Origin of the sequence: Mesorhizobium sp. M0909 (assembly GCF_040319515.1) — a bacterium.
Lineage (GTDB): Bacteria > Pseudomonadota > Alphaproteobacteria > Rhizobiales > Rhizobiaceae > Mesorhizobium.
Window position 1 is genome coordinate 211,568 of the sequence record NZ_JAMYOA010000007.1, and the last position, 24,398, is coordinate 235,965.

General features: G+C 62.2%; 19 protein-coding genes and 1 pseudogene. 9 read left to right on the plus strand and 11 right to left on the minus strand.

All coding sequences use genetic code 11. From position 1 onward, the window contains the following. Nucleotides 1-62 precede the first annotated feature (62 nt). Together NKH83_RS13680 and NKH83_RS13685 are read right to left on the minus strand one after the other, a co-directional pair. Nucleotides 63-2,132, minus strand: coding sequence for a prolyl oligopeptidase family serine peptidase (locus NKH83_RS13680; RefSeq protein WP_352805135.1), 2,070 nt, complete (start codon nucleotides 2,130-2,132; stop codon nucleotides 63-65). Between the two features lie 95 nt (nucleotides 2,133-2,227). Further along, nucleotides 2,228-3,388 (minus strand): MFS transporter, encoded by a 1,161-nt coding sequence (locus NKH83_RS13685; protein WP_352805137.1) that lies wholly within the window; start codon nucleotides 3,386-3,388, stop codon nucleotides 2,228-2,230. Between the two features lie 210 nt (nucleotides 3,389-3,598). Here NKH83_RS13685 and NKH83_RS13690 point away from each other — a divergent pair, with 210 nt between their 5' ends. From NKH83_RS13690 to NKH83_RS13705, 4 genes are all read left to right on the plus strand, one after another. Further along, a complete protein-coding gene (locus tag NKH83_RS13690; RefSeq protein WP_352805140.1) occupies nucleotides 3,599-5,176 on the plus strand; it encodes a trimethylamine methyltransferase family protein in 1,578 nt (525 codons plus the stop codon). A 132-nt stretch (nucleotides 5,177-5,308) separates the two neighbouring features. After that, complete coding sequence (locus NKH83_RS13695; RefSeq protein WP_352805143.1) at nucleotides 5,309-7,894, plus strand: GcvT family protein; 2,586 nt, start codon at nucleotides 5,309-5,311, stop codon at nucleotides 7,892-7,894. Between the two features lie 88 nt (nucleotides 7,895-7,982). After that, a complete protein-coding gene (locus NKH83_RS13700) occupies nucleotides 7,983-9,560 on the plus strand; it encodes an ArnT family glycosyltransferase (protein ID WP_352805146.1) in 1,578 nt (525 codons plus the stop codon). Nucleotides 9,561-9,585: 25 nt separating this feature from the next. After that, nucleotides 9,586-10,902, plus strand: a complete 1,317-nt coding sequence (locus NKH83_RS13705; RefSeq protein WP_352805288.1) for a M24 family metallopeptidase — start codon at nucleotides 9,586-9,588, stop codon at nucleotides 10,900-10,902. Between the two features lie 121 nt (nucleotides 10,903-11,023). On the opposite strand, the gene NKH83_RS13710 is transcribed toward NKH83_RS13705, so the two are convergent. Then, nucleotides 11,024-11,824 carry a phosphate/phosphite/phosphonate ABC transporter substrate-binding protein gene (locus tag NKH83_RS13710; protein ID WP_352646897.1) on the minus strand — a complete coding sequence of 267 codons (801 nt, stop codon included), beginning with the start codon at nucleotides 11,822-11,824 and terminating at the stop codon, nucleotides 11,024-11,026. Nucleotides 11,825-11,908: 84 nt separating this feature from the next. Then, nucleotides 11,909-12,919: a fatty acid desaturase gene (locus tag NKH83_RS13715; RefSeq protein ID WP_352805290.1), complete on the minus strand. Its 1,011-nt coding sequence runs from the start codon at nucleotides 12,917-12,919 to the stop codon at nucleotides 11,909-11,911. A gap of 229 nt (nucleotides 12,920-13,148) precedes the next feature. On the opposite strand from NKH83_RS13715, the gene NKH83_RS13720 reads away from it, so the two are divergent. Both NKH83_RS13720 and bmt read left to right on the plus strand, forming a co-directional pair. Then, a complete protein-coding gene (locus NKH83_RS13720; protein WP_254818179.1) occupies nucleotides 13,149-13,991 on the plus strand; it encodes a helix-turn-helix domain-containing protein in 843 nt (280 codons plus the stop codon). Nucleotides 13,992-14,079: 88 nt separating this feature from the next. Beyond that, a complete protein-coding gene (gene bmt / locus NKH83_RS13725; protein ID WP_292654777.1) occupies nucleotides 14,080-15,096 on the plus strand; it encodes a betaine--homocysteine S-methyltransferase in 1,017 nt (338 codons plus the stop codon). Between the two features lie 150 nt (nucleotides 15,097-15,246). On the opposite strand, the gene NKH83_RS13730 is transcribed toward bmt, so the two are convergent. The 5 genes and pseudogenes from NKH83_RS13730 to NKH83_RS13750 form a co-directional block, all read right to left on the minus strand. Beyond that, nucleotides 15,247-17,367: a vWA domain-containing protein gene (locus NKH83_RS13730; RefSeq protein ID WP_352805150.1), complete on the minus strand. Its 2,121-nt coding sequence runs from the start codon at nucleotides 17,365-17,367 to the stop codon at nucleotides 15,247-15,249. Between the two features lie 2 nt (nucleotides 17,368-17,369). Beyond that, nucleotides 17,370-17,930, minus strand: coding sequence for an RNA polymerase sigma factor (locus NKH83_RS13735; RefSeq protein WP_254818176.1), 561 nt, complete (start codon nucleotides 17,928-17,930; stop codon nucleotides 17,370-17,372). Between the two features lie 67 nt (nucleotides 17,931-17,997). After that, nucleotides 17,998-18,405, minus strand: a pseudogene (locus NKH83_RS13740) (dienelactone hydrolase family protein); the annotation flags it as partial. An 86-nt stretch (nucleotides 18,406-18,491) separates the two neighbouring features. Beyond that, nucleotides 18,492-19,163 carry a hypothetical protein gene (locus NKH83_RS13745; protein WP_352805153.1) on the minus strand — a complete coding sequence of 224 codons (672 nt, stop codon included), beginning with the start codon at nucleotides 19,161-19,163 and terminating at the stop codon, nucleotides 18,492-18,494. Between the two features lie 107 nt (nucleotides 19,164-19,270). Beyond that, nucleotides 19,271-20,845, minus strand: coding sequence for a trimethylamine methyltransferase family protein (locus tag NKH83_RS13750; RefSeq protein WP_352477608.1), 1,575 nt, complete (start codon nucleotides 20,843-20,845; stop codon nucleotides 19,271-19,273). Between the two features lie 309 nt (nucleotides 20,846-21,154). Between NKH83_RS13750 and NKH83_RS13755 the strand changes: the two genes are divergently transcribed. Next, nucleotides 21,155-21,853, plus strand: coding sequence for a cobalamin B12-binding domain-containing protein (locus NKH83_RS13755; protein ID WP_023676506.1), 699 nt, complete (start codon nucleotides 21,155-21,157; stop codon nucleotides 21,851-21,853). Between the two features lie 81 nt (nucleotides 21,854-21,934). Here the strand turns inward: NKH83_RS13755 and NKH83_RS13760 are convergent, their stop codons facing one another. Further along, complete coding sequence (locus tag NKH83_RS13760; protein ID WP_023676507.1) at nucleotides 21,935-22,075, minus strand: entericidin A/B family lipoprotein; 141 nt, start codon at nucleotides 22,073-22,075, stop codon at nucleotides 21,935-21,937. A gap of 64 nt (nucleotides 22,076-22,139) precedes the next feature. On the opposite strand from NKH83_RS13760, the gene NKH83_RS13765 reads away from it, so the two are divergent. After that, on the plus strand, nucleotides 22,140-22,769 hold the full coding sequence (locus NKH83_RS13765) for a DUF1638 domain-containing protein (RefSeq protein ID WP_352805157.1): 630 nt from the start codon (nucleotides 22,140-22,142) through the stop codon (nucleotides 22,767-22,769). 8 nt (nucleotides 22,770-22,777) lie between these two features. Here the strand turns inward: NKH83_RS13765 and NKH83_RS13770 are convergent, their stop codons facing one another. Further along, entirely contained in the window at nucleotides 22,778-23,701 is a 924-nt protein-coding gene (locus NKH83_RS13770; protein ID WP_352805160.1) for an NAD-dependent epimerase/dehydratase family protein, read from the minus strand. Nucleotides 23,702-23,822: 121 nt separating this feature from the next. On the opposite strand from NKH83_RS13770, the gene NKH83_RS13775 reads away from it, so the two are divergent. Continuing rightward, complete coding sequence (locus NKH83_RS13775) at nucleotides 23,823-24,398, plus strand: DUF4893 domain-containing protein (RefSeq protein WP_352805163.1); 576 nt, start codon at nucleotides 23,823-23,825, stop codon at nucleotides 24,396-24,398.

The window sequence follows — 24,398 nt, forward strand, 5'->3', positions numbered from 1 at the left end:
GGCTGCCTCGAGCCCTCAGTTCAAGCCGTGCCGGTCAAGCGACGCCGGTCAATTGGTGCCAGTCAATTGGTGCCAGTCAGGGCCCGCTGCAGGAAGACGTACTTCATTGCCGCCTGTGCGGCCTGCGGCCGCCGATCGCCGCGTCCGCCATGGCCGCCCTCGGTCTCCTCGAAGAACAGCGTCTTGCCGTGGCCGGCCGCCTGCAGCCGTGCCGCCATTTTGCGCGCATGCCCGGGATGGACGCGATCGTCGGCGGTCGAGGTCGTCAGCAACACCGGCGGATAGGCTGCGTCCGTGTCTACATGCTGGTAGGGCGAATAGGCGGCGAGCCAGGCTGCCTCTTCCGGCTTCGCCGGATCGCCATACTCGGCCATCCACGACGCGCCGGGCGGCAGTTCGGTGTAGCGCAGCATATCGAGCAGCGGCACCTCGATGATCACTGCACCGAACAATTCCGGGTGCTGGGTCAGCGAGACGCCGGTCAGCAGACCACCATTCGATCCGCCCTGGATGCCCAGCGTGGCGGGCGTAGCCATGCCGCGTTTGACCAGATCTTGCGCCACCGCGGCGAAATCGTCGAAGGCATTCTGGCGATTGGCCTTGAGCGCCGCCTGATGCCAGTTCGGCCCGAACTCGCCGCCGCCGCGGATGTTGGCCTGCACATAGGCATTGCCCTTCTCCAGCCACAGCCTGCCGCGCACGCCGGCATAGCCGGGCAACAGCGGCACTTCGAAGCCGCCATAGCCGTAAAGCAATGTCGGCACGGGTCCATGCAAGTCGCGCCTCCTGACGACGAAGTACGGGATCATCGTGCCATCCTTCGAGCGCGCTTCGAACTGTTCGGAGACCAGCGACGACGCATCGAAACGCGCCGGCTGCGACTTCACCGTTGCGAGGCCCGCGGCGTTGTCGTCCGACCAGATGATCGAGCTCGGCGTCAGGAAATCGGTGAAAGAGAAGGAGACGCTGGAACCGAAGCGCTCGGCATGGCTGATGCCGACATTGCCGTTTTCGGGCAAAGCCACGGGCTTGAACTCCCAGCCGCTGTCGCTGCGCTTGCCGGCGACGACCTTGCCGCGCACATTGTCCATCAAATTGATGAACAGCCGGTCCTGCGTGCGGGCAATACCGGCGATCGAGACACGGTGCGCCGGCTCGAGCACGGTATCGAGGGATCCGAATAGCCCGGTTTCGATCCAGCGCTCGAAATCGAGTGAATAGAGCCCGTCGGGCTTGCACAGCGTGCCGTCCGGCGCCGTCCATGGGGTACGCACGCCGAAGACAAGCTGGCCCTTGAACAGCGCTGTATCGGTGACGTCGTCCGGCAGCGGGATGCGCCTGTTTTCGCCCGATGGCAGCCGCAGGAAACTGTGCGAGGCGAAGAAGTCGATGGTCCGGGCGAGGAAGACATGACGCTTGTCGCCGTCGAATTCGACGGACCCGCCGGCGGCAAGATCCTGCTTTAGCGCCTCGAAGATCGGAATCGCCTCGTTCAATGGCATGCCGCGCCGCCAAAGCTTGACCACGCGCGGATAACCGGACTGGGTCTTGTCGTCCTCTTCGAAAGCGGCGGAAACGATAACCGTGTCCTCGTCCAGCCAGCTAAAGCTCGACTTCGAGGCAGGAGCGCGAAAGCCGCCATCGACGAACGATCTGCTTTCGATATCGAATTCGCGCATCTCGCTGGCATCGCCGCCATCCGGCGACAGGTTGAGCAGGCAGCGGCTGAAGTCGGGGTAGAGCCGACTGGCGCCGCTGAACACCCATTTCACTCCCTCTTTCGCCGCCAGGCTGTCGAAGTCGATGATCGTCTGCCATTCCGGCTTGTCGGTCTTGTAGGATGCGACCGTGGTACGCCGCCAGAGGCCGAGTACGTTCGTCCGGTCCTGCCAGAAATTATAGACATGGCCGTTGATAGCGGTCCCGACGGCGATGTTATCCTCGGCCGTCATCAGGTCGAGCGCCGTCTGGAACGACGTCTGATAGGACGGATCACCCTGCAGCTCCCCGACCGTGATCGCATTTTGGCGATGCACCCAGTCGAGCGCCTGCTTGCCCCTCCTGTCCTCCAGCCAGAGAAACGGGTCTTCGGCCGCCGAACCCGGCTGGCCCCTGGTATTCGATTTGGTCATGAGGTCTCCGGTTGAGTCGGGCGGCGGCATAGCCAAGATCGACATGGGGCCGCTTATATTCAAGTCGTTCGTCAGAAACGGCGGCTTTCTGGCATTCACGCCATCCGTCTTCGAATGACCGTTACAACTGTCAGCGCCAGGCAAATGGCACCGAGCGTCATTGGCAGGCCGCCGGCGCCAACAACATCCATGGCGCTGCCCGCCAGCGGCGGCACGGCGATGCCGCCGATGCCCCACATCAAAGAGAAGGCGGCATTGCCGGCGACCAGTGCCGAGCCGGTGAACCGCTCGCCGAGCTCGATGATCGACATCGTGTAGATACCGTACGAAACCGCACCCCAGACGAAGACGCACGGCCAGATCAGCGGCGTCTCGATGAGAACCGGCAGCAGCGCGCATCCCAGCACCGTCATCGAAACACAGATGAACCGCACCAGCCGCGCCGTCAGTCGTTCCGCCAACAAGCCGAGCGGCACCTGCATAGCGATATTGCCGGCGATCATCACTGACAGCAGCGCCGACATGTGCGCTTCCGCAATGCCATAATGTGTTCCGTAGACCGGCAGCAAGGCGAGCACCGCCTGTTCGAAACCGGCGGCCACAATCACCGCCGACAACAGCAGCCACGCCTGCGGCACGAACCCCAGCACCGAAACCCGGTGCCCGCTCTCGTCGACCTTGGGCAGCCGTGCCAGCACCGAGGCGAGGCAGGCGCCGCAAAACAGGAATGCGCCGATGCCGACCAGAAACGGCGGCCATCCCACGGTGCCGACCGCAAGCAGGCACAGCGGCCCCGCCGCAAAGCCCGCCGAAATGATGGTCGAATAGATGCCCATGACGCGGCCGCGGCGTGCCGGCGGCGCCAGTGCGATCACCCAGACTTCGCTCAGCACGTAGAGCGGGTTGGTGACGGCGCCGATCAAAAAGCGCAGCGGAAACCACAGATAGACGTTTTGGGTCCAGCCGATCAGCGCCAGCACCAGCGCGGAAAGTGCCGCGCACGTAAGCGCGGTGCGCCCTGCCCCGAAACGCCGCGCTAGCGCCGGAACCAGCGGCGACGAGACGATGAAGCCGATCGGCGTCATTGCCGCCGACAGGCCGATTATGGCCGGCGAGACGCCCTGGCGCTGCAGGATGAAGCTCAACAGCGGATAGCTCAGCCCTTGCGCGATGGCGAACACCGAAACGGTGGCGATCACGCCGGTGATCGCCGCCCATTGCCCTATTTCGCCGCTGCTTTGTTCCGCCCGGTCCATGATGCAGGATTAGCGTTTCGGTTCCTTCGCGGTAAGCACCGGCAACGAAAACCGCTTGCGCCAGCCGGAACGCGATCAAGAGGCTGGCGATCCCGCCGGCTGCCCTCAGGGCATGTCGCTTCCCTCGCCCTAGTGGTCGCCGCCTCCGCAATGGCCGGACGGCCGGCGGTCCATTATGCCGCCGCATTGCCGCAGCGTACGAGGACTATCATGATCGCCGCCCTTCAGCCCGCCGAACCGGCACTGGCAAACGACCGCGCCCGTCGCGGCGGCCGCGCGGGGAAGCGTGCCGGCGGCTCGACGGCGTTTGAGCAGCCGCCGTTTCGGCAGTTGAAGAACCCGCTGACGCCGACCCGGCTGGTTTCCGACGACGAGCTGGAATCAATTCACCTCGCCTCTCTACGCGTGCTGCGGGAAATCGGCGTCGACGTGCTGCATGACGAAGCCCGGCGCATCATGAAGGCGCATGGTGCCGATGTCCGCGAAGGCAGTGAGCGGGTGCGCTTCGACAGCGACATGATCCTGGAACTGGTTGCCCATTGCCCGCCGGAATTCACTATCCACGCCCGCAACCCGGCGCACAATGTGCGCTTTGGTGGCGATAATCTGATCATCTCGATGATGGCGTCGGCACCCAATTGCTCAGACGTCGACCGCGGCCGTCGGCCAGGCAACCAGCAGGACTACCGCAACTTCCTCAAGCTTGCGCAGATGCACAACATATTGAACTGCACGGGCGGCTACCCGGTCGAGCCGATCGACATCCATCCGTCCGTGCGCCACCTCGAATGCATCCGTGACCTCGCCACGCTGACCGATAAGATGTTCCACATCTATTCGCTCGGTAAGGAGCGCAACGTCGACGGCATCGAGATCACCAGGATCGCGCGCGGCATCAGCCATGAGCAGTTGCTCGCAGAGCCGTCGGTATTCACCATCATCAACACCAATTCGCCGCTCAAGCTCGACGTGCCGATGATGGAAGGTATCATCCAGATGTCGAGCAAGGGCCAGGTGGTCATCGTGACGCCCTTCACCCTGTCCGGCGCCATGGCGCCGGTGACGATTGCCGGCGCGCTGGTGCAACAGAATGCCGAGGCGCTGTCCGGCATCGCCTTTGCGCAGATGGTGCGCAAGGGCGCGCCTGTCGGCTACGGCGGCTTCACCTCGAATGTCGATATGAAGTCCGGCGCGCCGGCCTTCGGCACGCCGGAATATATGAAGGCGCAGCTGGTCGGCGGGCAGCTCGCCCGCCGCTACAACATCCCCTACCGCACCTCCAACACCTGCGCCGCTAACACGGTCGACGCGCAAGCCGCCTATGAAAGCGTGTTCTCGCTGTGGGGCGCCATTCAGGGTGGCGGCAATCTGATGATGCATGCGGCCGGCTGGCTCGAAGGCGGCCTGCGCTGTTCCTACGAAAAGACCATCCTCGATATAGACCTCTTGCAGATGGTCGCCGAGTTCCTGACGCCGCTCGATCTTTCCGAGGAAGCGCTCGGTTTCGACGCCATCCAATCGGTCGGCCCCGGCGGCCATTTCTTCGGCACCCAGCACACGCAGGACCGCTACAAGACCGCGTTTTACGCGCCAATCATTTCCGACTGGCGCAATTTCGAGAGTTGGGTTGAGGCCGGATCGCCGACCGCACTCGAAAAGGCCAATCGCGTGTGGAAGGAACGGCTGGCGTCCTATGAAGAGCCTTATATGGACCCGGCAATCCGCGAGGAGCTCAACGCTTTCGTCGACAAGCGCCGGGCCGAAGGCGGCGCGCCGACCGATTTCTGATCATCTGATGAGTAGTCGACCCCCACTCCGTCTTGATGGCAGGCTGGCCGAAAACATCGCCGTATTCGACCTCCGCTTTGTTTTCGCGCCCCGCTCACTCGATTCAATCTCTTCAAAAACGGAATTATCTTAATGAAATCTCATGCAAAAGCGGTTGTCATCGGCGGCGGGGTCGTTGGCTGCTCGGTGCTCTATCATCTGGCCAAAGCTGGCTGGACCGACATCCTGCTGATCGAGCGTTCGGAGCTCACCTCCGGCTCGTCCTGGCATGCGGCGGGCGGCTTCCATACGCTGAACGGCGATCCCAACGTCGCCAAGCTGCAGGCCTATACGGTGCAGCTTTACAAGGAGATCGAGGAGATTTCCGGCCAATCCTGCTCGCTGCACCTGACCGGCGGCGTGATGATGGCCGATACGCCCGAGCGCATGGACTTCCTGCGGCTCGCCCACGCCAAGGGCCGCTATCTCGGCATGGACACAGAACTGATCACGCCGTCCGAGGCGAAGGCGATGTTCCCGCTGATGGACGAGACGAATTTCGTCGGCGCCATGTGGGATCCGGTCGAGGGCCACCTCGATCCTTCCGGCACCACCCACGCCTATGCCAAGGCCGCCAGGAAGCTGGGCGCCGAGATCGTGCTGCGCAACCGCGTCGTCGAACTGACGCAGGAGGTCGACGGCACCTGGAACGTCGTCACCGAGCAAGGCACGGTCAAAGCCGAGCATGTCGTCAACTGCGGCGGCCTGTGGGCGCGTGAGATCGGTCGCATGGTCGGCGTCGAACTGCCGGTGCTGGCCATGGAGCACATGTATCTCCTGACCGAGCCGATGCCGGAGGTCGAGGAATTCAACAAGTCGACCGGCCGCGAGATGATCGGCGTGCTCGATTTCAAGGGCGAGATCTATACCCGCCAGGAGCGCAACGGCATCTTGCTCGGTACCTATGAAAAGGCCTGCAAGCCGTGGTCGCCGGTCAACACGCCGTGGGATTTCGGCCACGAGCTGCTGCAGCCCGACATCGACCGCATCGCGCCGTCGCTTGAGATCGGCTTCAAGCATTTCCCCGGCATCGAGAAGGCCGGCATCAAGCAGATCATCAATGGTCCCTTCACCTTCGCGCTGGACGGCAACCCGCTGGTCGGCCCGGTGCAGGGCCTGACCAATTTCTGGTGCGCCTGCGCCGTCATGGCCGGCTTCAGCCAGGGTGGCGGCGTCGGCCTGGCGCTGTCCAACTGGATGGTCCATGGCGACCCCGGCTTCGACGTCTGGGGCATGGACGTGGCCCGCTTCGGCGAATGGGCAACGCTGCGCTACACCAACGCAAAGGTGCGCGAAAACTATTCGCGCCGTTTCTCCATCCGCTTTCCCAACGAGGAATTGCCGGCGGCAAGACCGGCGCAGACGACCCCGCTTTACGACACCATGCTCGCCAACAACGCCGTCATGGGCGACAGCTGGGGTCTCGAAACCCCGCTCTGGTTCGCGCCGAAAGGCTCGGAGCCGAAGGACGTCGTGTCCTTCCACCGCTCCAATGATTTCGGCCCGATCGGCGAGGAGGTGCGCGCCACCCGCGAGAAGGTCGGCGTCACCGAGATCGCCAACTTTGCCAAATACGAAGTCTCCGGACCAGGGGCCGAGGACTTCCTCAACCGGCTGATGACCAATCGCATGCCGAAGACCGGCCGCATCGTGCTGACGCCGATGCTGAACGAGTTCGGCCGGCTGATCGGCGACTTCACCATCGCCAAGGCGGGCGAAGAACGCTTCATGATCTGGGGTTCTTCGGCAGCGCAGAAATACCACATGCGCTGGTTCGAGAAGCATCTGCCGAAGGATGGCCCAAGGGCGTCAGAGGTGCGCATCCACCGCTTCGACCAGACGCTGGTCGGCCTCTCCATCGCCGGGCCGAAATCGCGTGACCTGCTGCAGAAACTGGTCGATGTCGACATCTCGACCAAGGCCTTCCGCTTCATGGATTTCCGCGAGATGGCGGTCGGCGGCGCGCCCTGCATGGTCAACCGCATCACCTACACCGGCGACCTCGGCTATGAGATCTGGATGGCGCCCGCCTACCAGCGCCTGGTCTACAAGGCGATCAAGGAGGCTGGCGAAGAGTTTGGCCTTATCGATTTCGGCATGCGGGCTTTGCTCTCGATGCGCCTTGAGAAGAACTTCCCGACCTGGTTCCGCGAGCTACGTCCGATCTACGGACCATTCGAAGGCTCGATGGACCGCTTCATCAAGCTGGAGAAGAACGATTTCATCGGCCGGGAGGCGGCAGCCAGGGAACAGGCGGCAGGGCCGAAGCTGCGCCGCGTTTCCTTCATCGTCGATGCCGCGGATGCCGACGTCATGGGCGACGAGCCGATCTGGGCCAAAGTCGGCGGCAAGGATTACGGCACCGTGGAAAAGCCGCATGGCTACGGTGCACCGCGCTTCGACGCGGGCGGCAAGGAAGTGCGCGGCTCGAACGCCGCCGAAGGCGCGTCTGCCGTGCGCGGCATTGTCGACGGCGACTGGCGCGTGGTCGGCTGGATCACCTCCGGCGGCTATGCGCATTATGTCGAGAAGTCGATGGCGCAAGGCTATGTACCGGCAGCGCTTGCCGAGAACGAGAGCGCCGGCCTGTTCGAGATCGAAATCCTTGGCCACCGGCGTCCCGCACGCATCAATGTCGAACCGCCGTTCGATCCGAGCGGCGAAAGGATGAGGACGTAGGCGCAGCCAGCCGGTCGCATTGTGCGGAGCATGCTCTTCATGCTAGCGCAGCCGGCAACACTCTGCTGGCAAGGGCGATGAGATTTCATTGAAGTACAATCTGAGATGGGCCGAGTGGCTGGCCGAGGGACGGATCGGCCCGTTCCCGGCGGCGATTGTCATGGTCGCGGCTTACTTCGCCTTGCAGACCATCATACTGTCCCTGTTGAGCTCTTGGGCGGGAACCGGCGTCGGCATCGATGATGCGGAGCAGCTGATCTATATACCGTATCTCTGGGCTGGATATGGCGGCTCGCAACCACCCCTCTACACCTGGATCAACTGGCTGGCCGCGCATGTTTTCGGCACCAGTATCTTCACGCTGAAGCTCGTCAAATACTCCGTGCTGTTCCTCGCCGCCTGCAGCGTGTTCGCCGCCATGCGGCGGTTCGGCTACACCAAAGCGACAGCGGCGGCGGCCATGTTCGGTCTGTTTACGATCCCGCAGATCGTCTGGGAATCGCAGCGCGCCTTGTCGCATTCCGTCGCCGTCGTCGCCTTCTGCTCGCTGCTCCTGCTTGCCATGGCCTATCTTCTCGAGCGGCGAAGCATGGTCGCCTATGCGGCGTTTGGCTTGGCCACGGCGGCTGCAATTCTTGCCAAATATAATGATGTCTTTCTCGTGATAGCCCTTGTTGCGGCAGTGCTGTCGCTGCGCGAATGGCGCAGCGTAATCCTCGATCCGAAGTTCGCCATCAGCATAGCGGTCGCGATATTGGTGCTGGCGCCAACCACCTATTGGAGCCTCATGCATCCCGCCGATTTATTGTCGAGAGGCGAGAAGTTCGGAATAGACTCGCAACGAGGGCGCATGGCGGCGGCCTTTGTCGGTGCCGGCAAGTTTATCATGGGGACCTTCAATTTCGCGGTCTTGCCGGTGCTCGTCTCCGCGCTGGCTTTCGGGCTGGCCGGGTTTCGTTTCTCCGAGTGGCACCCGAAAGGTCCGGCTCGGGAAATTCTGTTGCGGCGTACCTTGGCGCTCGGCTTGGCCATGCTTGCGATACTTGTACTGGCCACCGGCGTGACGGTGGTCAAGGATCGCTGGCTGCTACCGGTCCTGTTCATGTTGCCGCCGGCCATCGTCGCCACTATGGAACGGCTGACGCCGCGCGGCAGGAATGCGCAGCTCCTGGTAATCGCGGCTGGAGCGATCATCGCCGTGCTCCTCGCGCCCGCCACCTGGTACGTCCAGATAAACGGGACCAGTGGTCTGTCGCGGATGATCCGCGTGGATTACCCGGCCCTCTATCGCCAACTGACTGCGGACGGACCGGTCAAAACCGCAATATCTGATGGTGCATGGGTCGGAAACCTGCGGCTGGTCGACGAAAAACTGGTCGCACTTGACCAGGAAGTGCCTAATTTCGAAATGCTGATGCAGGAGCCGGCCGTACTCGTCTGGCTTGACCGCGACGATCCGCGTCCGGTCATTTTGGAGCAGCTCAAAGTGGCCGGCTATGAGCCGGACGGCCAGCCGCGGCAAATGATGGTTCCGCTGTTGCGTGGCACCGGCAAGTCCACCCGGCCCGGCGCCTATGTAAGATTGAAGAGAATGGCGGTGGGAGGAGCCACGGCGCCAAAAGAAGACGTTAGCGGAGGAGCCGAGGGTGGACAGGAACCCGACTGACCGGCCCCGTCATCACCGCAAGATCATGCCGTTCGAGCCGGACGGCTCGAACGATGTGCTGCGCAAAAAATCGCGGCTGAAGGCCGCTGAACTCAACCAGCATGCGCTGGGCTATGGAGCGCTGGCGGAAACCGAATGGCAGGCGGCGGGAATTGCTGCTCCTGACCTGCCCGCCATGCGCCGATACCGGCTCGAGCGCATCCGCGCCGAGCTGAAGCGCCGCGACTATGCGGGAGCCTTGCTCTACGATCCGGTCAACATCCGCTATGCGACGGATGCGACCAACATGCAGCTCTGGGTCGCACACAATCGGACCAGGCATTGTTTCGTCGCCACCGATGGCCCGGTGGTGCTGTTCGACTATTTCTCCTGCGAGCATCTTTCCGATCATTCCGGCGTCGTCGACGAGGTGCGGCCGGCAGTGTCGTGGGCTTATCTGTACAGCGGCGAGCTGACCGGTCAAAAAGTCCGCCGCTGGGCAGCCGGCATCGCCGAGCTGGTATTGGAACACGGCGGGGGCAATCGCCGTATCGCGATCGACCACATCAATCCCGAGGGCATCGAAGAGCTCGCCCGTCTCGGCATTTCGACCGGCAATGGCGAGGCGGTGATGGAAAATGCGCGGCTGATCAAATCGCCCGACGAGATCCTTGCCATGCGCCGCGCGATCGTCGCTTGCGAGGCAGCGATGGGTGAGATGGAGCAGGCGCTGAGGCCGGGGATTTCCGAGAACGAATTGTGGGCCGAACTCCACCGCGGAAACATCGCGCGCGGCGGCGAATGGATCGAAACCCGGCTCCTGTCGTCGGGTCCGCGCACCAATCCGTGGTTCCAGGAGTGCTCGTCGCGGACGATCGAGGCCGGCGAGCTCGTCGCCTTCGACACCGACCTGATCGGTCCTTACGGCTTCTGCGCCGACCTTTCGCGCACTTGGCTTTGCGGTGACGCGCCGCCGTCGCAGGAGCAGCGCGACCTGTTCCGAATCGCCGCCGACCAGATCGCCAACAACACGGAGCTGATGCGGCCGGGCGTATCGTTCCGCGACCTCGTCGAGCGCTCGTCAGTGCCGCCGGGGGACTGCTTCCCCGCCCGTTATGGGGTGCTCTATCATGGCGTCGGTCTTGCCGACGAATACCCGACTTTGCCGCATGCTAGCGACTGGACCGACGACACACCCGACGGAGTGCTCGAACCTGGCATGGTGCTGTGCGTCGAGAGCTATATCGGTCGGCTTGGCGGCTACGAAGGCGCCAAGATCGAGGAACAGATCCTGATCACCGAAACCGGCAACGAGAAGCTTTCGACCTACCCGCTCGACAATCGGCTGCTTGGCGGCTGCTAATGCATGTCCCACAAAAGCATGCCCCCGGGCTTGACCCGAGGGTGTGCAGCGGTTCTGCGATAACGACATGCATAAACAGGAATCTAAAGTGCTCGCATGAGGCCGACCGAACGCGACGCGGTTATGTGAGCGCTGCGATCGCCTCGCGCATCGTGGTGACGATCGTTTCCGGCGTTGTCCTTGCCGTGATGAACGGCAAGCCTTTGCGACGCCTTGTCCAGCCGACCACCGTCACCTTCTGGGCCGCAGGCTCGAAACGCTGCGCCAGCGCCCAGCTCTCGCAGTCGATCGCCGCGACGTCGGCCCTGCCCTCGGCAACAGCAACGATCGAAGCACGGTGCCCACAGCTTTCGCTCAACGCGGAAAAGATGTCCAGACTCTCGCCCAATGCTTGCAGGTCGCGAGTTGGCGCGATGATGCCCGACATGGAATCCAAGCTGTTAAAGGTGAAACGCTGGCCGCGCAGCAGATCGAGCGGAATGACGGCACCGCCGTCGGCCGGCGACCTTGCCTGCGGTGCCTCGCCCGCTCTCATGATGATGGCGCTCGAATAGAGTTCGCCCTGTCCACCCTCGAAGGCATCATAACGCGGCTGACCGACGAGCTGGACACGTTGCGACAGGCCGAGTTCCATCGGTCCCCAACAGGTTTGCGCAAGGAGCAGCGCCGGGTGCAGCCAGAGCCGGTGAAAATCCAGCTCGTCCGGCGGCAATGTCGCCGGATCTGGCGCGACGGGTTTTCCCTGATCGTCTCGGATACCGCCAGGCACTGGAGGCAAATCGCCATTGCGGCGGATGATCGTCTCCGGCGCATCGATGCCTCTTTGTCTGAAAGTATCGCGCAACCGCGCCCATTGCGCGTCGACCTCGTCCCGCGCTTCCGGCCAGTCATACATCGGCAAAGCCGCAATGAATTCGCTCATGTCGGGGATTTGACCGTTATGCGGGGAAATTGACAAGTTCAGGAAAGCGTCGTCCGCGCGGAACCGCCTGCAACAACGCAAGAATCACTCTTTCGGCGGCTCGGCGGGTACCGGTGCGCTGCCAAGCCCATTGAGGCTGCGTGCCCTGACACGCGGCTTGAATGCGCGTCCCGGTTCCGGCATGCGCCGCAGCACGGGATGGACGACCGGCTCCTTCGCCTTGAAGGCATAGGCCTTGAGCAACGCGAAATAGTTCGGATAGGCGTAGCCATTGTTCATCCGCAGCCACTCGTCGCGGCGGTCGCGAAACAGCTTCGGCAGCCTGTACCAGGCCACCGTCGGACTCTTATGATGGACGAAATGCAGATTGTTGTTGAGGAACAGAAAGGACAGCGGCGAGCGCTCGACGATGATCGTGCGGCCTTCCGGATGTTCCGACCATTGGTGCTCGGCGTAGGTGCGGATCGAAATCAGCGATTGTCCCAGCCATACCGGCACCAGAACGTAAAGCCACAACGGCATGCCGAAGCCGAACTGCACGGTGGGCAGCACGATGGCGAGGCCGATAGCGTGGAGCAGCCAGGCCTTGCGGACGACCTTGTCGCCCGCGGCAACCCGCCTGGCGTCGTCGATGAAGAACCCTATGCAGGACAGCCACGGGCCCAGCACGAAACGGCCGAGCATTGTGTTGTTGATCTTCAGCAGGAATTTCATCGCCGACGGCAGTCCCTCGTGCTGCCAGAGCGCCTTGTAATAGCTTTCGGGATCGTCGAGCGGATCGGTCAGGCGCTCGTCTGCATGGTGGCGCAGGTGAATGGTCTTGAACCGGCGAAACGGCCAGACAAGACCAATCGGCAGGAACACAAACGCTTCGTTGAGCCGCGCGTTCCGGGTTGGATGGCCGTGCAGGACCTCGTGCATCAGTGAGGATTGCAGCGCCGTAATCAGGGTCAGAAAGACGAGTGCCAGTAGCGGGTAGGATGGCCAGAGCAGAAAGCCGGCAGCGAGCCAGCCGCCGTAGCAGAGAAGTGCGAGAAACACGGTCGGCCATTCGATGGCCGCTGCGCCGTGTCGCCTGTTACCCATGCTCGTCATGCTATCGACCACTGCCTTCCAGTCGCCGGAACCCGATTTGATTCCTGACAGCATTGTGTCAGGAGCGTTGCATCGCTGCAACGCGATAAAGCGCACAAACTGTTGCGATTGCGCATTTTCAGCTGCAGATGTTATCTGTTGTAAACAAGCTCGTAGATTCGTTTGCGCTCGAAACGCCATATAGACCGCTTCGGCGCAAATTTTTGCTCACTTCAGGGAGAGTAGAGATTTGGACAAACGCGACCTGTCGACGATCTTTCGTGAGCGCCTGAAAATGCTCTTGACAAGGTCCGATTTGAACCAGTCAGCGTTCGCCGGTGCGGTTGGCATCGACCGTTCGGCACTGTCGCAGCTGCTCTCCGGCGGCTCGACCCGCCTTCCCCGTGCTGAAACGCTGCTTAACATCGCCGCCGAATTCAAAGTCTCGCTCGACTGGCTGCTCGGCCTCAGCCACGACGAGGGCGTCACCGGTGAAATCCGCGAGAGCCTTGAGATCGAGGAGGCGCCGGACGGCTTCGACCGCACGCTGCTGGCTCGCTGGCATGCCGAGGCGGCGGGAACGAAAATCCGCTACGTGCCGGCCGGCATTCCCGATCTTCTGCGCACCGAGGCGCTTGTCGACTATGAAGCCGTCATCGCCAACAAGAGCCGCGAGGCACAGGCCGGCGAAACGCAGTATCGCATCGACTACAACCGACGGCCCGAAACCGACATGGAAGTCTGTATGCCGCGCCACACGCTGGAGATCTTCGCGCGCGGGCTGGGCGTGTGGGACCGCTTTCCGGAGGCCGACCGCCACCAGCAACTCCTGCACATGGCGACACTGCTCGACGACCTCTATCCCACCTTCCGCCTGTTTCTCTATGACGGGCGGATGCGCTATTCGATCCCCTACACGATCTTCGGACCTTATCGCGCTGCCATTTACGTCGGCGACATGTATCTGGTGCTGAACGCCACGCAGCCGATCCGCATCCTGACCAGCCATTTCGACAATCTGATCCGTGCCGCGGACGTCAACGCGCATGAGGCGGCCAGCTTCACACGAAAGCTGGCGGAGATGCGATTTTGACCGGTTGTTTCCCACGCCGACATTGACGTCACATAAAGAATTCTTTATATCGTTATCTCAATAATTCTCCGGGAAGGCGTATTCCACAATGACCAATCCGATCGACGCGCTGCTTGCCGAAAAGGGCGTCCTGCTCGCCGATGGCGCCACCGGCACCAATCTGTTCGCCATGGGCCTTGAGGCCGGCGAGGCTCCCGAGCTCTTGAACGAGACCGCACCCGATACCATCACCAGCCTGCACCAGAACTTTGTCGATGCCGGCGCCGACATCATCCTGACCAACTCTTTTGGCGGCACCCGCCATCGGCTCAAGCTGCATCATGCGCAGGACCGGGTCTATGCACTGAACAAGCGCGCCGCCGAGATCGCAAGCGCCGTTGCAAAAAAGGCTGGCCGCAAGGTGATCGTGGCCGGCTCCGTCGGCCCGACCGGCGAGCTGCTGGTGCCGCTCGGCGCCATGACCTATGATGAGGCGGTCGAGGCCTTTGCCGAACAGATCGAAGGGCTGAAGGCCGGCGGCGCCGAAGTCGCCTGGATCGAGACCATGTCGGCGCCTGACGAAATCCGTGCCGCCGCCGAAGCTGCTATCCGCGTCGGCCTGCCTTATACCTATACCGGTTCCTTCGACACCGCCGGGCGTACCATGATGGGGTTGCTGCCAAAGGACATTCACGGCGTCGTCGATGGCCTGTCGCAGACGCCGCTCGGTGTCGGCGCCAATTGCGGCGTCGGCGCCTCCGACATTCTCGCTTCGCTGCTCGACATGACCGAGGCGAAGCCGGAAGCAACGGTGATCGTAAAGGGCAATTGCGGCATTCCCGAATTTCGCGGTGCCGAGATCTATTATTCGGGCACGCCCGAGCTGATGGCCGACTATGTGCGCCTAGCCGTCGATGCCGGCGCCAAGATCGTCGGCGGCTGCTGCGGTACCTCGTTCCAGCACCTTGCCGCCATGCGCAAGGCGCTCGATGCGCACACCAAGTCGGATCGCCCAACCGTCGAGCAGATCGTCGAACGCATCGGCCCTATGCGCAACAAGCAGGCGACGGTCAACGTCGCCGAGACTAGCGAAGCCCGCCGCGAGCGGCGCCGCGGACGCGCCTGACACTTTCGTCTGCGACGCGGTCCGCGCGAAGCAGTGCGGCCGCGGAAAAAAGGCCGGCAAGGTTTCCCTCGCCGGCCTGCCTCACCCGCCCGTAGGCCGGCTCCCCCTATCAGAACGATCCCATCTGAAAGAAACCGGCCCTCATTGCCACTACCGGTTACCGCCGAGCGCCGAGGCAAGGCGCACAAGCGAGAGGAACTCGGACCGGTATCCAAACGGGTCGGCTCCTCTGGCGGCGGTGGCAATCTGCATGATCTTGTCGTAGCCGAACTTCGCGGTCGCATCCTCGTCGCGCAGCTTCTGGCCGAAGGCAGCAACCGCAACGGAGAAACGCTGGTCGGTGCTGGCCTGGTCGAACGACGCCACTTCGTTGGCTGACGTTACTGGCGTGGTGATCAGCTTCGAAGTGTCCTCGTTCGGCAGCTTGTAGCGGATCTTGACGAAGGCATATTCGTCGGCATTGGCAACACCGCCATTGTTCACCGAGGCCTGGCCATAGCGCAGTTGATCAATCTGTTCGCCGCCGCTGCCCTTAGGCGTGATTTCGTAGATCGCTGTGACCGAATGGCCTGAGCCGATCTCGCCGGCGTCGACCCGGTCATTGTTGAAATCCTCGCGATTCAAGGCGCGGGTCTCGTAGCCGATCAGCCGGTACTCCGAAACCTTGTTCGGGTTGAACTCGACCTGGATCTTCACGTCCTTGGCGATGGTGAACAGTGTCGAGGAGGCATCCTCGACCAGTACCTTCTCGGCCTCCGCCAACGTATCGATATAGGCAGCGGTGCCATTGCCGTTCTGGGCGATGGTCTGCATCATCTGATCGTTCAGATTGTCGCGGCCGAAGCCGAACACCGACAGGAATACGCCTGTCTTGCGCTCCTTTTCGATCAGCCGCTTCAGATCGTCATCGTCGGTCTGGCCGACATTGAAATCACCGTCGGTGGCGAGCATCACCCGATTGATGCCGTCCTTGACGAAGGATTTCTGCGCCAGCCTGTAGGCTTCCTTGATGCCGGCCTCGCCTGCCGTCGAGCCGCCGGATGTCAGATTATCGATGGCAGCGAGGATCTTGTCCTTTTCCGAAGCCTTGGTGGGCTCCAGCACGGTACCGGCATCGCCCGCATAGGTGACGATCGAGACGGTGTCGTCAGGTCTCAGCTTGTTGACCAGCAGTCGGAAGGCCGACTGCAGGAGCGGCAGCTTGTCCTGCTCGTTCATCGAGCCCGACACATCGATCAGGAAGACCAGATTGGCCTTGGGCTGCTCGGCCGGCTTCACGTCGAAGCCCTTGATGGCGACATGCATCAGCTTGGTGTGCTCGTTCCACGGCGTCGGCATCACGCTGACGGTCGAGTTGAACGGCGCCGAGGCGGAGTCCGGTCCCTTCCAGTCATAGGGGAAGTAGTTGACCATCTCCTCGACGCGCACCGTATCGGCTTGCGGAATAAAACCTTCCTTCAGCGAGCGCCGCACAAAGGAATAGGAAGCGGTGTCGACATCGATAGAGAACGTCGAGACCGGATCTTCCAGTGCGGCATGCACCGGGTTGGTCTTGAAATTCTCGACGCGGTCGCGGTTTTCCTCTTGCGGCAGCATCTGGTCGGCCGGCGCAGCGGCAGGCTGCTGTGCCATCAGCTTGGAATCGGCAACCGTGCCAGGCATGCGACCGACCCGCGCGCCGCCATCGACGGCCGGAGCCGCGGTGCTGGTGCCGCCATTCAGCACAAACTCGCCACTCTGCGCCGGTTCGGGAGCATTGCGGGTGAGCACGTCCTGCTGGGTCAACCCGCCGACTGCGGTCGATTCCGCTTTCGGCGGCGATGTCGGCGCCACAAGCGCCTCGCCGGCGTTACGGCTTTCGCTGTCGGCGTCCGCCTTCTTCTGCTTGTCTGCTTCGGCCACGACCGGCGGTTTGACGGTCGCCGGCTTGTCGGCCAGTGTCTCGGTGATCTTATCGTCCCCGCCGAATTCGGGCCCGCTGAATTTGGATTCCCCAAGCATGTACATGGCAGCGTATCCGGCGATCGGCAGGGCAACGAGCCCGGCGATGGCCGGCGTGGCGAAGAGTTTCTTTTGCATGATTTCGCTCCAGAGCCTTTGTGCTCGCTCTGTGAGACGAAGCCCGCTTGCCGATCCTTGGGCGGCCGGTAAAGTTTTTTCTTCCATGTCATAGGCGCGCAGCGCGGCCTGGAGGGCACGCGCCTTTGCGTCCGCGTCCGGCGCCGGGGTCGCGATCTCGCGCAGTCTGTTGAGTTCGTTGTCGTCGACCATGGTCACACTTCCCCGGCTGAACGCATCAGCGTCTTCAGCCGTTTCTTCGCTTCATGGATGTGCCAGGAAACCGTCGTCTCCGAGATCGCCATCGCCTCGGCGGCGGCTGCATGGCTCAGCCCTTCGCCATAAACCAGCAGCACCGCATCGCGCTGCTTGTCCGGCAGCTTGCGCACCGCCGCCCAGAGCGCCTCGGCGGGGTCCTCCGGCTCAGCCGAGATTTCCCCCGAAATCAGGACATAGGCGCCATAGGCATCGGTCTTGACCGTCTCGCGGGCGGTCTTGCGCATCATGTCGCGCGCCGCATTCAGCGTCATGGCGTAGAGCCATGTCGTGAAGGCGCCGCTGCCATGATAGTCGCGGATCGCCCGGCCAAGCCGGACGCAGACTTCCTGGGCGATATCCTCGGCGTCGGCCTTTTTCCCGCACCAGCGATAGGCGGCGCGATAGACGAAACCGTAGTGCCTTTCGAGCAACTTGCCGAAAGCACCCCGATCTCCGCCCTTCGCCCGCCCGATCAGTTCAGCGTCGGAGGCTTCGCTTTCGTCCAGCATCATCGCCATCATTGCCTGTTGGACGAAGGCTAATGGCTGTTCCTTGGGGCGATGGAAAGAATTTTCTGGCGCGCCGTCACGTCGTAACGGTTGGCGTGCCCTGACCGAGCGTCTCCGCGAACAGCGTCGTCAGCCGCTTCCAGTGGCGCTCGGCGCCGGCTGCATCGAAGGCGCTGTGGTCCGGCACGCACCAGCCGTGCGCCATGCCGGCATAGTTCTCGATGACATGGTCGACCTCGGCCGCGCGCAGCGCTTCGGCCAGCCGCGCCGCTTGCGCGGGCGGAAAGCTGCGATCAGTGCCGGCCGTACCGATATAAACCCTTGCCTTGAGCGAAGCGGCCTTCCGGTGCGGACTGTCGGCGGCGTCACCAGCCAGATTGCCGCCGTGGAAACTGGCCGCGGCAACGATGCGGCCGGGATAGCTGGCCGCTGCGTTCAGCGCCCGCGCTCCACCCATGCAGTAGCCGACAATGCCGACCGGCCCGACGTGCGATAGATACCGGCGGTGACCGTCGCCGCAAGCTGTAGTGAGGCGATCTGCTTCAAGATTTCGTGCGGCATTCGGCGACGCTACAGACGCGCGAATGCTGCCATGTGAAAGGCCTGAACTTCGGCCGGATAGCGATAGTCGGTGCCGTAAGGACAGGCGTTGCGATCAAGGCAGCCGCCGGTCCGGCAGGGCGCGCCGTTTTGCCCGCGCACATGGGCCAGACAGGTTTCATGTGCAAAACCATCCGCAGAATAAGCCTCTACCGGACAGGATTTCAGGCAAGGTTTTTCCAGACATGTATCGCAAAGGTGAATCATGTCGCGGGGTTCTTGGAGCGCAATTTCGTCTTCGAACAGCAGCGCGCCGCGATAGGCATGCCAGAGCCCATATTGCGGATGCATGAGAATGCCGAGCGGTGACGGCTTCAGCCCCTCCGCACGCATCGCCCATTGCTGGAATGGCAGATAAGGCCTGTCGGACGGCGACACCGCGCGCGCCCCGAATCTTCCGGCCACCGCGCCGATCACTTCGCGCGACCATCTGTCGAGCGGATCGTCGATCGGCTGTGACTGTTTCTCCAGCCAGCGCATGAAGTGCGGCCAAGGTGCGGCACCCGCCTGGCCCACCAGCAGGACGGATTTGGCGGTAGTGCCGGAGAGATCGGAAGGCGCCTTCTCAGCGCCTGCAAAATTGAAGCCGCCGCGAAGCAAGAGACCGTGTGCGGAAAGTGCCGCCGCGATGGTTTCGACCATGCTGCGCTCGAGGATCATCCCTTCTTGTCTGGGTCGGAGAAGGCGCTCCGCCAGACTTCCTTGTGGATGATGTTGGCGACTTTAGCCCCGCCTGATTCGGGCTCCTTTCAGGTGAAGGCGTCGGCCATCGACGCCTTCTTCCTGGCAATGAAGTCCTTCAGCCCGTCGTCGATACCCGGATCGAGATGCGGCGCCTCGTAGCTTTCCAGCCAGCGGCGGGCGAGCTCGTTGGCGCGCTGCGGCGCGGTTTTTTCGCCTTCGGCCAGCCATTGCTCGTAAGAATTATTGTCGGCAATGTTGGAACGGTAGAACGCGGTCTGGAAATTCGCCTGGGTGTGATCGCAGCCGAGATAGTGGCTGCCCGGGCCAACCTGGCGGATGGCGTCCATCGCCTGGCCGTTTTCCGACAGGTCGACGCCTTGGGAGAACTTCTGCGTCATGCCGAGCTGGTCGATATCCATCATGAACTTTTCGTAGCAGGAGGCGAGACCGCCCTCGAGCCAGCCGGCCGAATGCAGCACGAAATTGGTGCCGGCGAGGATCGTCGAGTTCAGCGTGTTGGCGCTCTCGTAGGCGGCCTGCGCATCGGGGATTTTTGAAGCACAGAGCGAACCGCCGGTGCGGAACGGCAGGCCGAGCCTGCGGGCAAGCTGTGCGGCGCCATACGAGACCAGCGACGGCTCCGGCGTGCCGAAAGTCGGCGCGCCCGACTGCATCGAGATCGACGAGGCGAAGGTGCCGAACAGAACCGGCGCACCCGGCCGGATCAGTTGTGTGAACGATGCCCCGGCCAGAACCTCGGCCAAAACCTGTGTCAGCGTGCCGGCGACCGTCACCGGGCTCATCGCACCGGCAAGGATGAACGGCGTGACGATACAGGCCTGATTGTGGCGCGAATAGACCTTCAGCGCTCCCAGCATGGTCTCGTCGAAGACCATCGGCGAGTTGGCATTGATCAGGCTGGTCAGCACCGTGTTGTTCTCGACGAAATCGTCACCAAACACGATCTTGGCCATCGCCACCGTGTCTTCGGCGCGCTCGGGCGCGGTCACCGAGCCCATGAACGGCTTGTCCGAATATTTGATATGGCTGTAGACCATATCGAGATGCCGTTTGTTGACCGGCACATCGACCGGCTCGCAAACCGTGCCGCCCGAATGGTGGATCGACGGCGCCATATAGGCGAGTTTTACGAAATTCCGGAAATCCTCGATCGTCGCATAGCGCCTGACGCCGTCGAGATCGCGCACGAAGGGCGGTCCATAGACTGGCGCGAACACTGTCGCGTTGCCGCCGATCTGCACCGAGCGCTCGCCGTTGCGAGCGTGCTGGGTGTAGACGGACGGAGCGGTCTTCAACAGCGAGCGGCAGAGGCCCTTGGGGAAATGCACCCGCTCGCCCTTGACGTCGGCGCCCGCCTCTTTCCAAAGCTTTAGCGCCTCGGCGTCGTCGCGGAAGATGATGCCGATCTCCTCCAGCACCGTGTCGGTGTTCTTTTCGATCAGCGCCAGCCCTTCCTCGTCCAGCACTTCATAGACGTTGATCTTGCGCTTGATATAGGTGAGCTGTGTGCCGGGGCCGCCGCCCGAACGTGCAGCCCGTCGGGCTGCGGCGCCACCGCTGGCAGCGCGTCCGCGCCGCGCGTTTGACGCTTCCTGATCGACCGGCGCGTTCTCACTCATAATCGTTCTTCCCTGGCTTTCGTTCTGGCCTTGATTTACTCCGGCCGGGCTCTTGTACCGGCCTGAAATCCGTTTGCGGCCGCATATTGCGGTCTCTGGCCGGATCGTAGCCATGCACCCTATTCGAAACGGCCCGCCAGCGCCAACGCCTGTCGCAAAATCGACAAGAATTCCAAGAGATTTACGGTCGCTTTCGTTTTGCGGGAAGTCGCAAATCAGCTATGGACAACCGGCCCATGCGGGTTAGGTATTGGCGCGATATTTTTAAGCTGCCGCGATAGTTGTAGCCGGCAAGGAGCCTGAGAAAAAATGGCCGACGACGAGATCATCCTTTCGGAACTCTCCGACGACGAGTTGGTGCAGCAGATGCACGACGATCTTTATGACGGGTTGAAGGAAGAAATCGAGGAAGGCACCAATATCCTTCTCGAGCGCGGCTGGGCGCCTTACAAGGTGTTGACCGAGGCTCTGGTCGAAGGCATGCGCATCGTCGGTGAGGACTTCCGCGATGGCATCCTGTTCGTTCCCGAAGTGCTGCTGTCGGCCAACGCGATGAAGGCCGGCATGTTCATCCTGCGTCCGCTGCTTGTCGCCACTGGCGCGCCAAAGCAGGGCAAGATGGTGATCGGCACCGTCAAGGGCGACATCCACGATATCGGCAAGAACCTGGTCGGCATGATGATGGAAGGCGCCGGCTTCGATGTCATTGACCTCGGTATCAATAATGCGGTCGAAAAATATCTCGATGCCATCGAAAAGCACCAGCCCGACATCATCGGCATGTCGGCGCTGCTGACGACGACCATGCCTTACATGAAGGTCGTCATCGATACGATGAAGGAAAAGGGCATTCGCGACGACTATGTTGTGCTGGTCGGCGGTGCGCCGCTCAACGAGGAATTCGGCAAAGCCGTCGGTGCCGACGCCTATTGCCGCGACGCCGCGGTGGCAGTCGAGACCGCCAAGGACTTCATGAAGCGCAAGCACAACGTCCGCGCTTCGGCCTGAGCCAATAAGTCCGGCACCAACGAGAAAAGCCGCGCCTTGCAGTGCGGCTTTTTTATTCCCAAATGTTTAGAGCCGTGCGGATCAGGGTTTCTTGACGGTATCGTCAACAGCCTTAGCAGTGGATTTGATGTCCTTACCGACGCCGCGCACCGTGTTGGCGCAGGCCGAAACAGCCAAGGCGCAGGCGAGAATAGCGATTGGCGCAACGCGGAACAATTTCATGAATGGTGTCTCCCTCAGCATATAAATTCGCTGGACAGCAACGAAGATGGATTAGACTGGTTCCATGACTACCGCGCGAAAACAACAATCCGATCAGGGCGACAGGCTGCTCGTCATCGCCTGCGGGATGATTGCGCGCGAGGTTTTGGCGGTCAAGGAGCAGCTCGGGTTCGACCATCTGGACCTGACCTGCCTGCCAGCGGAGTTCCATTTCTATCCGGACCGCATCGCGCCGGCCATGGACAAGGCTATCGAGAAGGCCAAGACCGACGGCTACAGACACATCTTCGTCGGCTATGCCGATTGCGGCACGGGTGGCTTGCTCGATCGGGTCTGCGAGAAGCATGGCGTCGAGCGCATGGCCGGGCCGCATTGCTTTGCCTTCTACCAGGGCATGGATGCCTATGCGAAAGTCGCCGATGACGACATGATGTCGTTCTACATGACCGACTTCCTCTGCCGGCAATTCGATGCCTTCTTCATGAAGCCGCTCGGCCTCGACAAGCACCCGGAGCTGATCAAGGACTATTTCGGCAATTACGAGAAGCTGATCTATATCGCTCAGACCGACGACCCGGAACTCGACAAGGTCGCCGAAAAGGCGGCGAAAATGCTCGGCCTCGCCTATGAGCGCCGCTCGACCGGCTATGGCGACCTGACGAAGGAGCTGGCCAGCGCTGCAATCCTGGCTTGACGGTACTTCTAGGCAAGGCCTTCTTCAGCTTCGAGCCCGGCGAGCACATCGGCAAAGCTCGTCTTGCAGACGAAACCCAGCCGGTCCCTCGCTCGCGACGCATCGTAGACCCGGTCGATCGACGAAAAAATCGTCCAGCCTTTCTTCGCGTAGAGTGCCGGATAATCCGGAAAATAGCGTGCGACGACCGACGGTGCATCGGCGATCAATGCCGCGCAATCCTCGGGCTGGAACGGTGTTGGTGCCGAAATGATGAAGATGTCGAAGCCCAATTGCGGTGCTTTCTCCAAGGCAGCGATATGGGCATCGGCAGCATCCTCCACCGTCAGCCGGCGAAACAAAAGCTCATTGGCTTTGGTGTTGGCGTCCGACTGTTCGATCACGTGCGCCATATCGTCTGCTTCGGGAAAGAACCGAGCGGTGCGCAGTACGATCGACGGAAGGCCGAACTGGAGCTGGTAAAGGCGACAAAGATGTTCCGCGGCAAGCTTGGTGACGCCATAGATGTTGCGTGGCTCCGGCGACATGTCTTCCGTCAGCCATGCCGCCTTGCGCGCGCTTCCCGTGAAACCGGCGCGTATGGCCTCGGAAATCATCAGCGATGTCGTCGACGTAAACACGAAGCGCTGAACCGCGAATGCAGCGGCCGCATCGAGCAGGTTGAGCGTGCCGCGCACATTCGTCTCGACGAAATCCTCGTTGCGATAACGTTCGATGTCGGGCTTGTGCAGCGCGCCGCTGTGGATGATGGCCTCGATGCGGTTCTCCTCGACCGCCTGCATGACCAGGTCGCGATCGGCGACTGAGCCGACGATTGGAGTTTCCGAAGACGGAACGGGATCGAGGCCAGTGACGTCATGGCCGAGGGCCCGCAGGCGCGGTGCCAAGGCGCTGCCTAGCCAGCCCGACGATCCCGTCAGCAAGATCCGCATTCTTTCCACCTCGTTTCCGCTGTCGATGCCCAAGCACGGATGACAGAACGTGGCGAAACATTAAGGTATGCGCCAGACAAGAAAACGGGCTGCTCCAGCCATCAACAGGGAAACGCCACCGATGATCGCTCGCCTCATGTTTGCCGCAGCAACTGTCCTCTGCTTGACCATGCCCGCGTTCGCCGACGGCGAGGTGCAGAAGTTGATAACGGCTGCCGACAAGGCGCGGCTCGACAAATATGGCGAGACGCGCAAGGCAGCGCTTGACGAGGCGAAGGCCGGCGATCCAGCCGAGGTCAAGCAGCTCGACGCCTTGCTGGCAAAGCCGCTGGTTTCCTTCTCCGACAACGACCTGACCGGCAAGTGGCAATGCCGCACCATCAAGGCCGGCGGATTGAGCCCGCTCGTCATCTATGGCTGGTTCAAATGCAAGGTGAGCGACGACGGTTCCGGCTGGAGACTGGAAAAGATCACCGGCTCGCAGCGCACCAAGGGCCGCTTCTTCGACGATGGCGAGAAACGCGCGATCTATCTTGGTTCCTTCTACGTCAACGACGATCCGGCAAGGCCCTACGGCAGCGGCCCGGAAAGCGATCAGGTCGGCTATGCCTTCCGCAACAGCGCCAGCGAATGGCGCATCGAGTTCCCGGCGCCCTATTACGAATCGAAGCTCGACATCCTCGAACTCAAGCGCTGA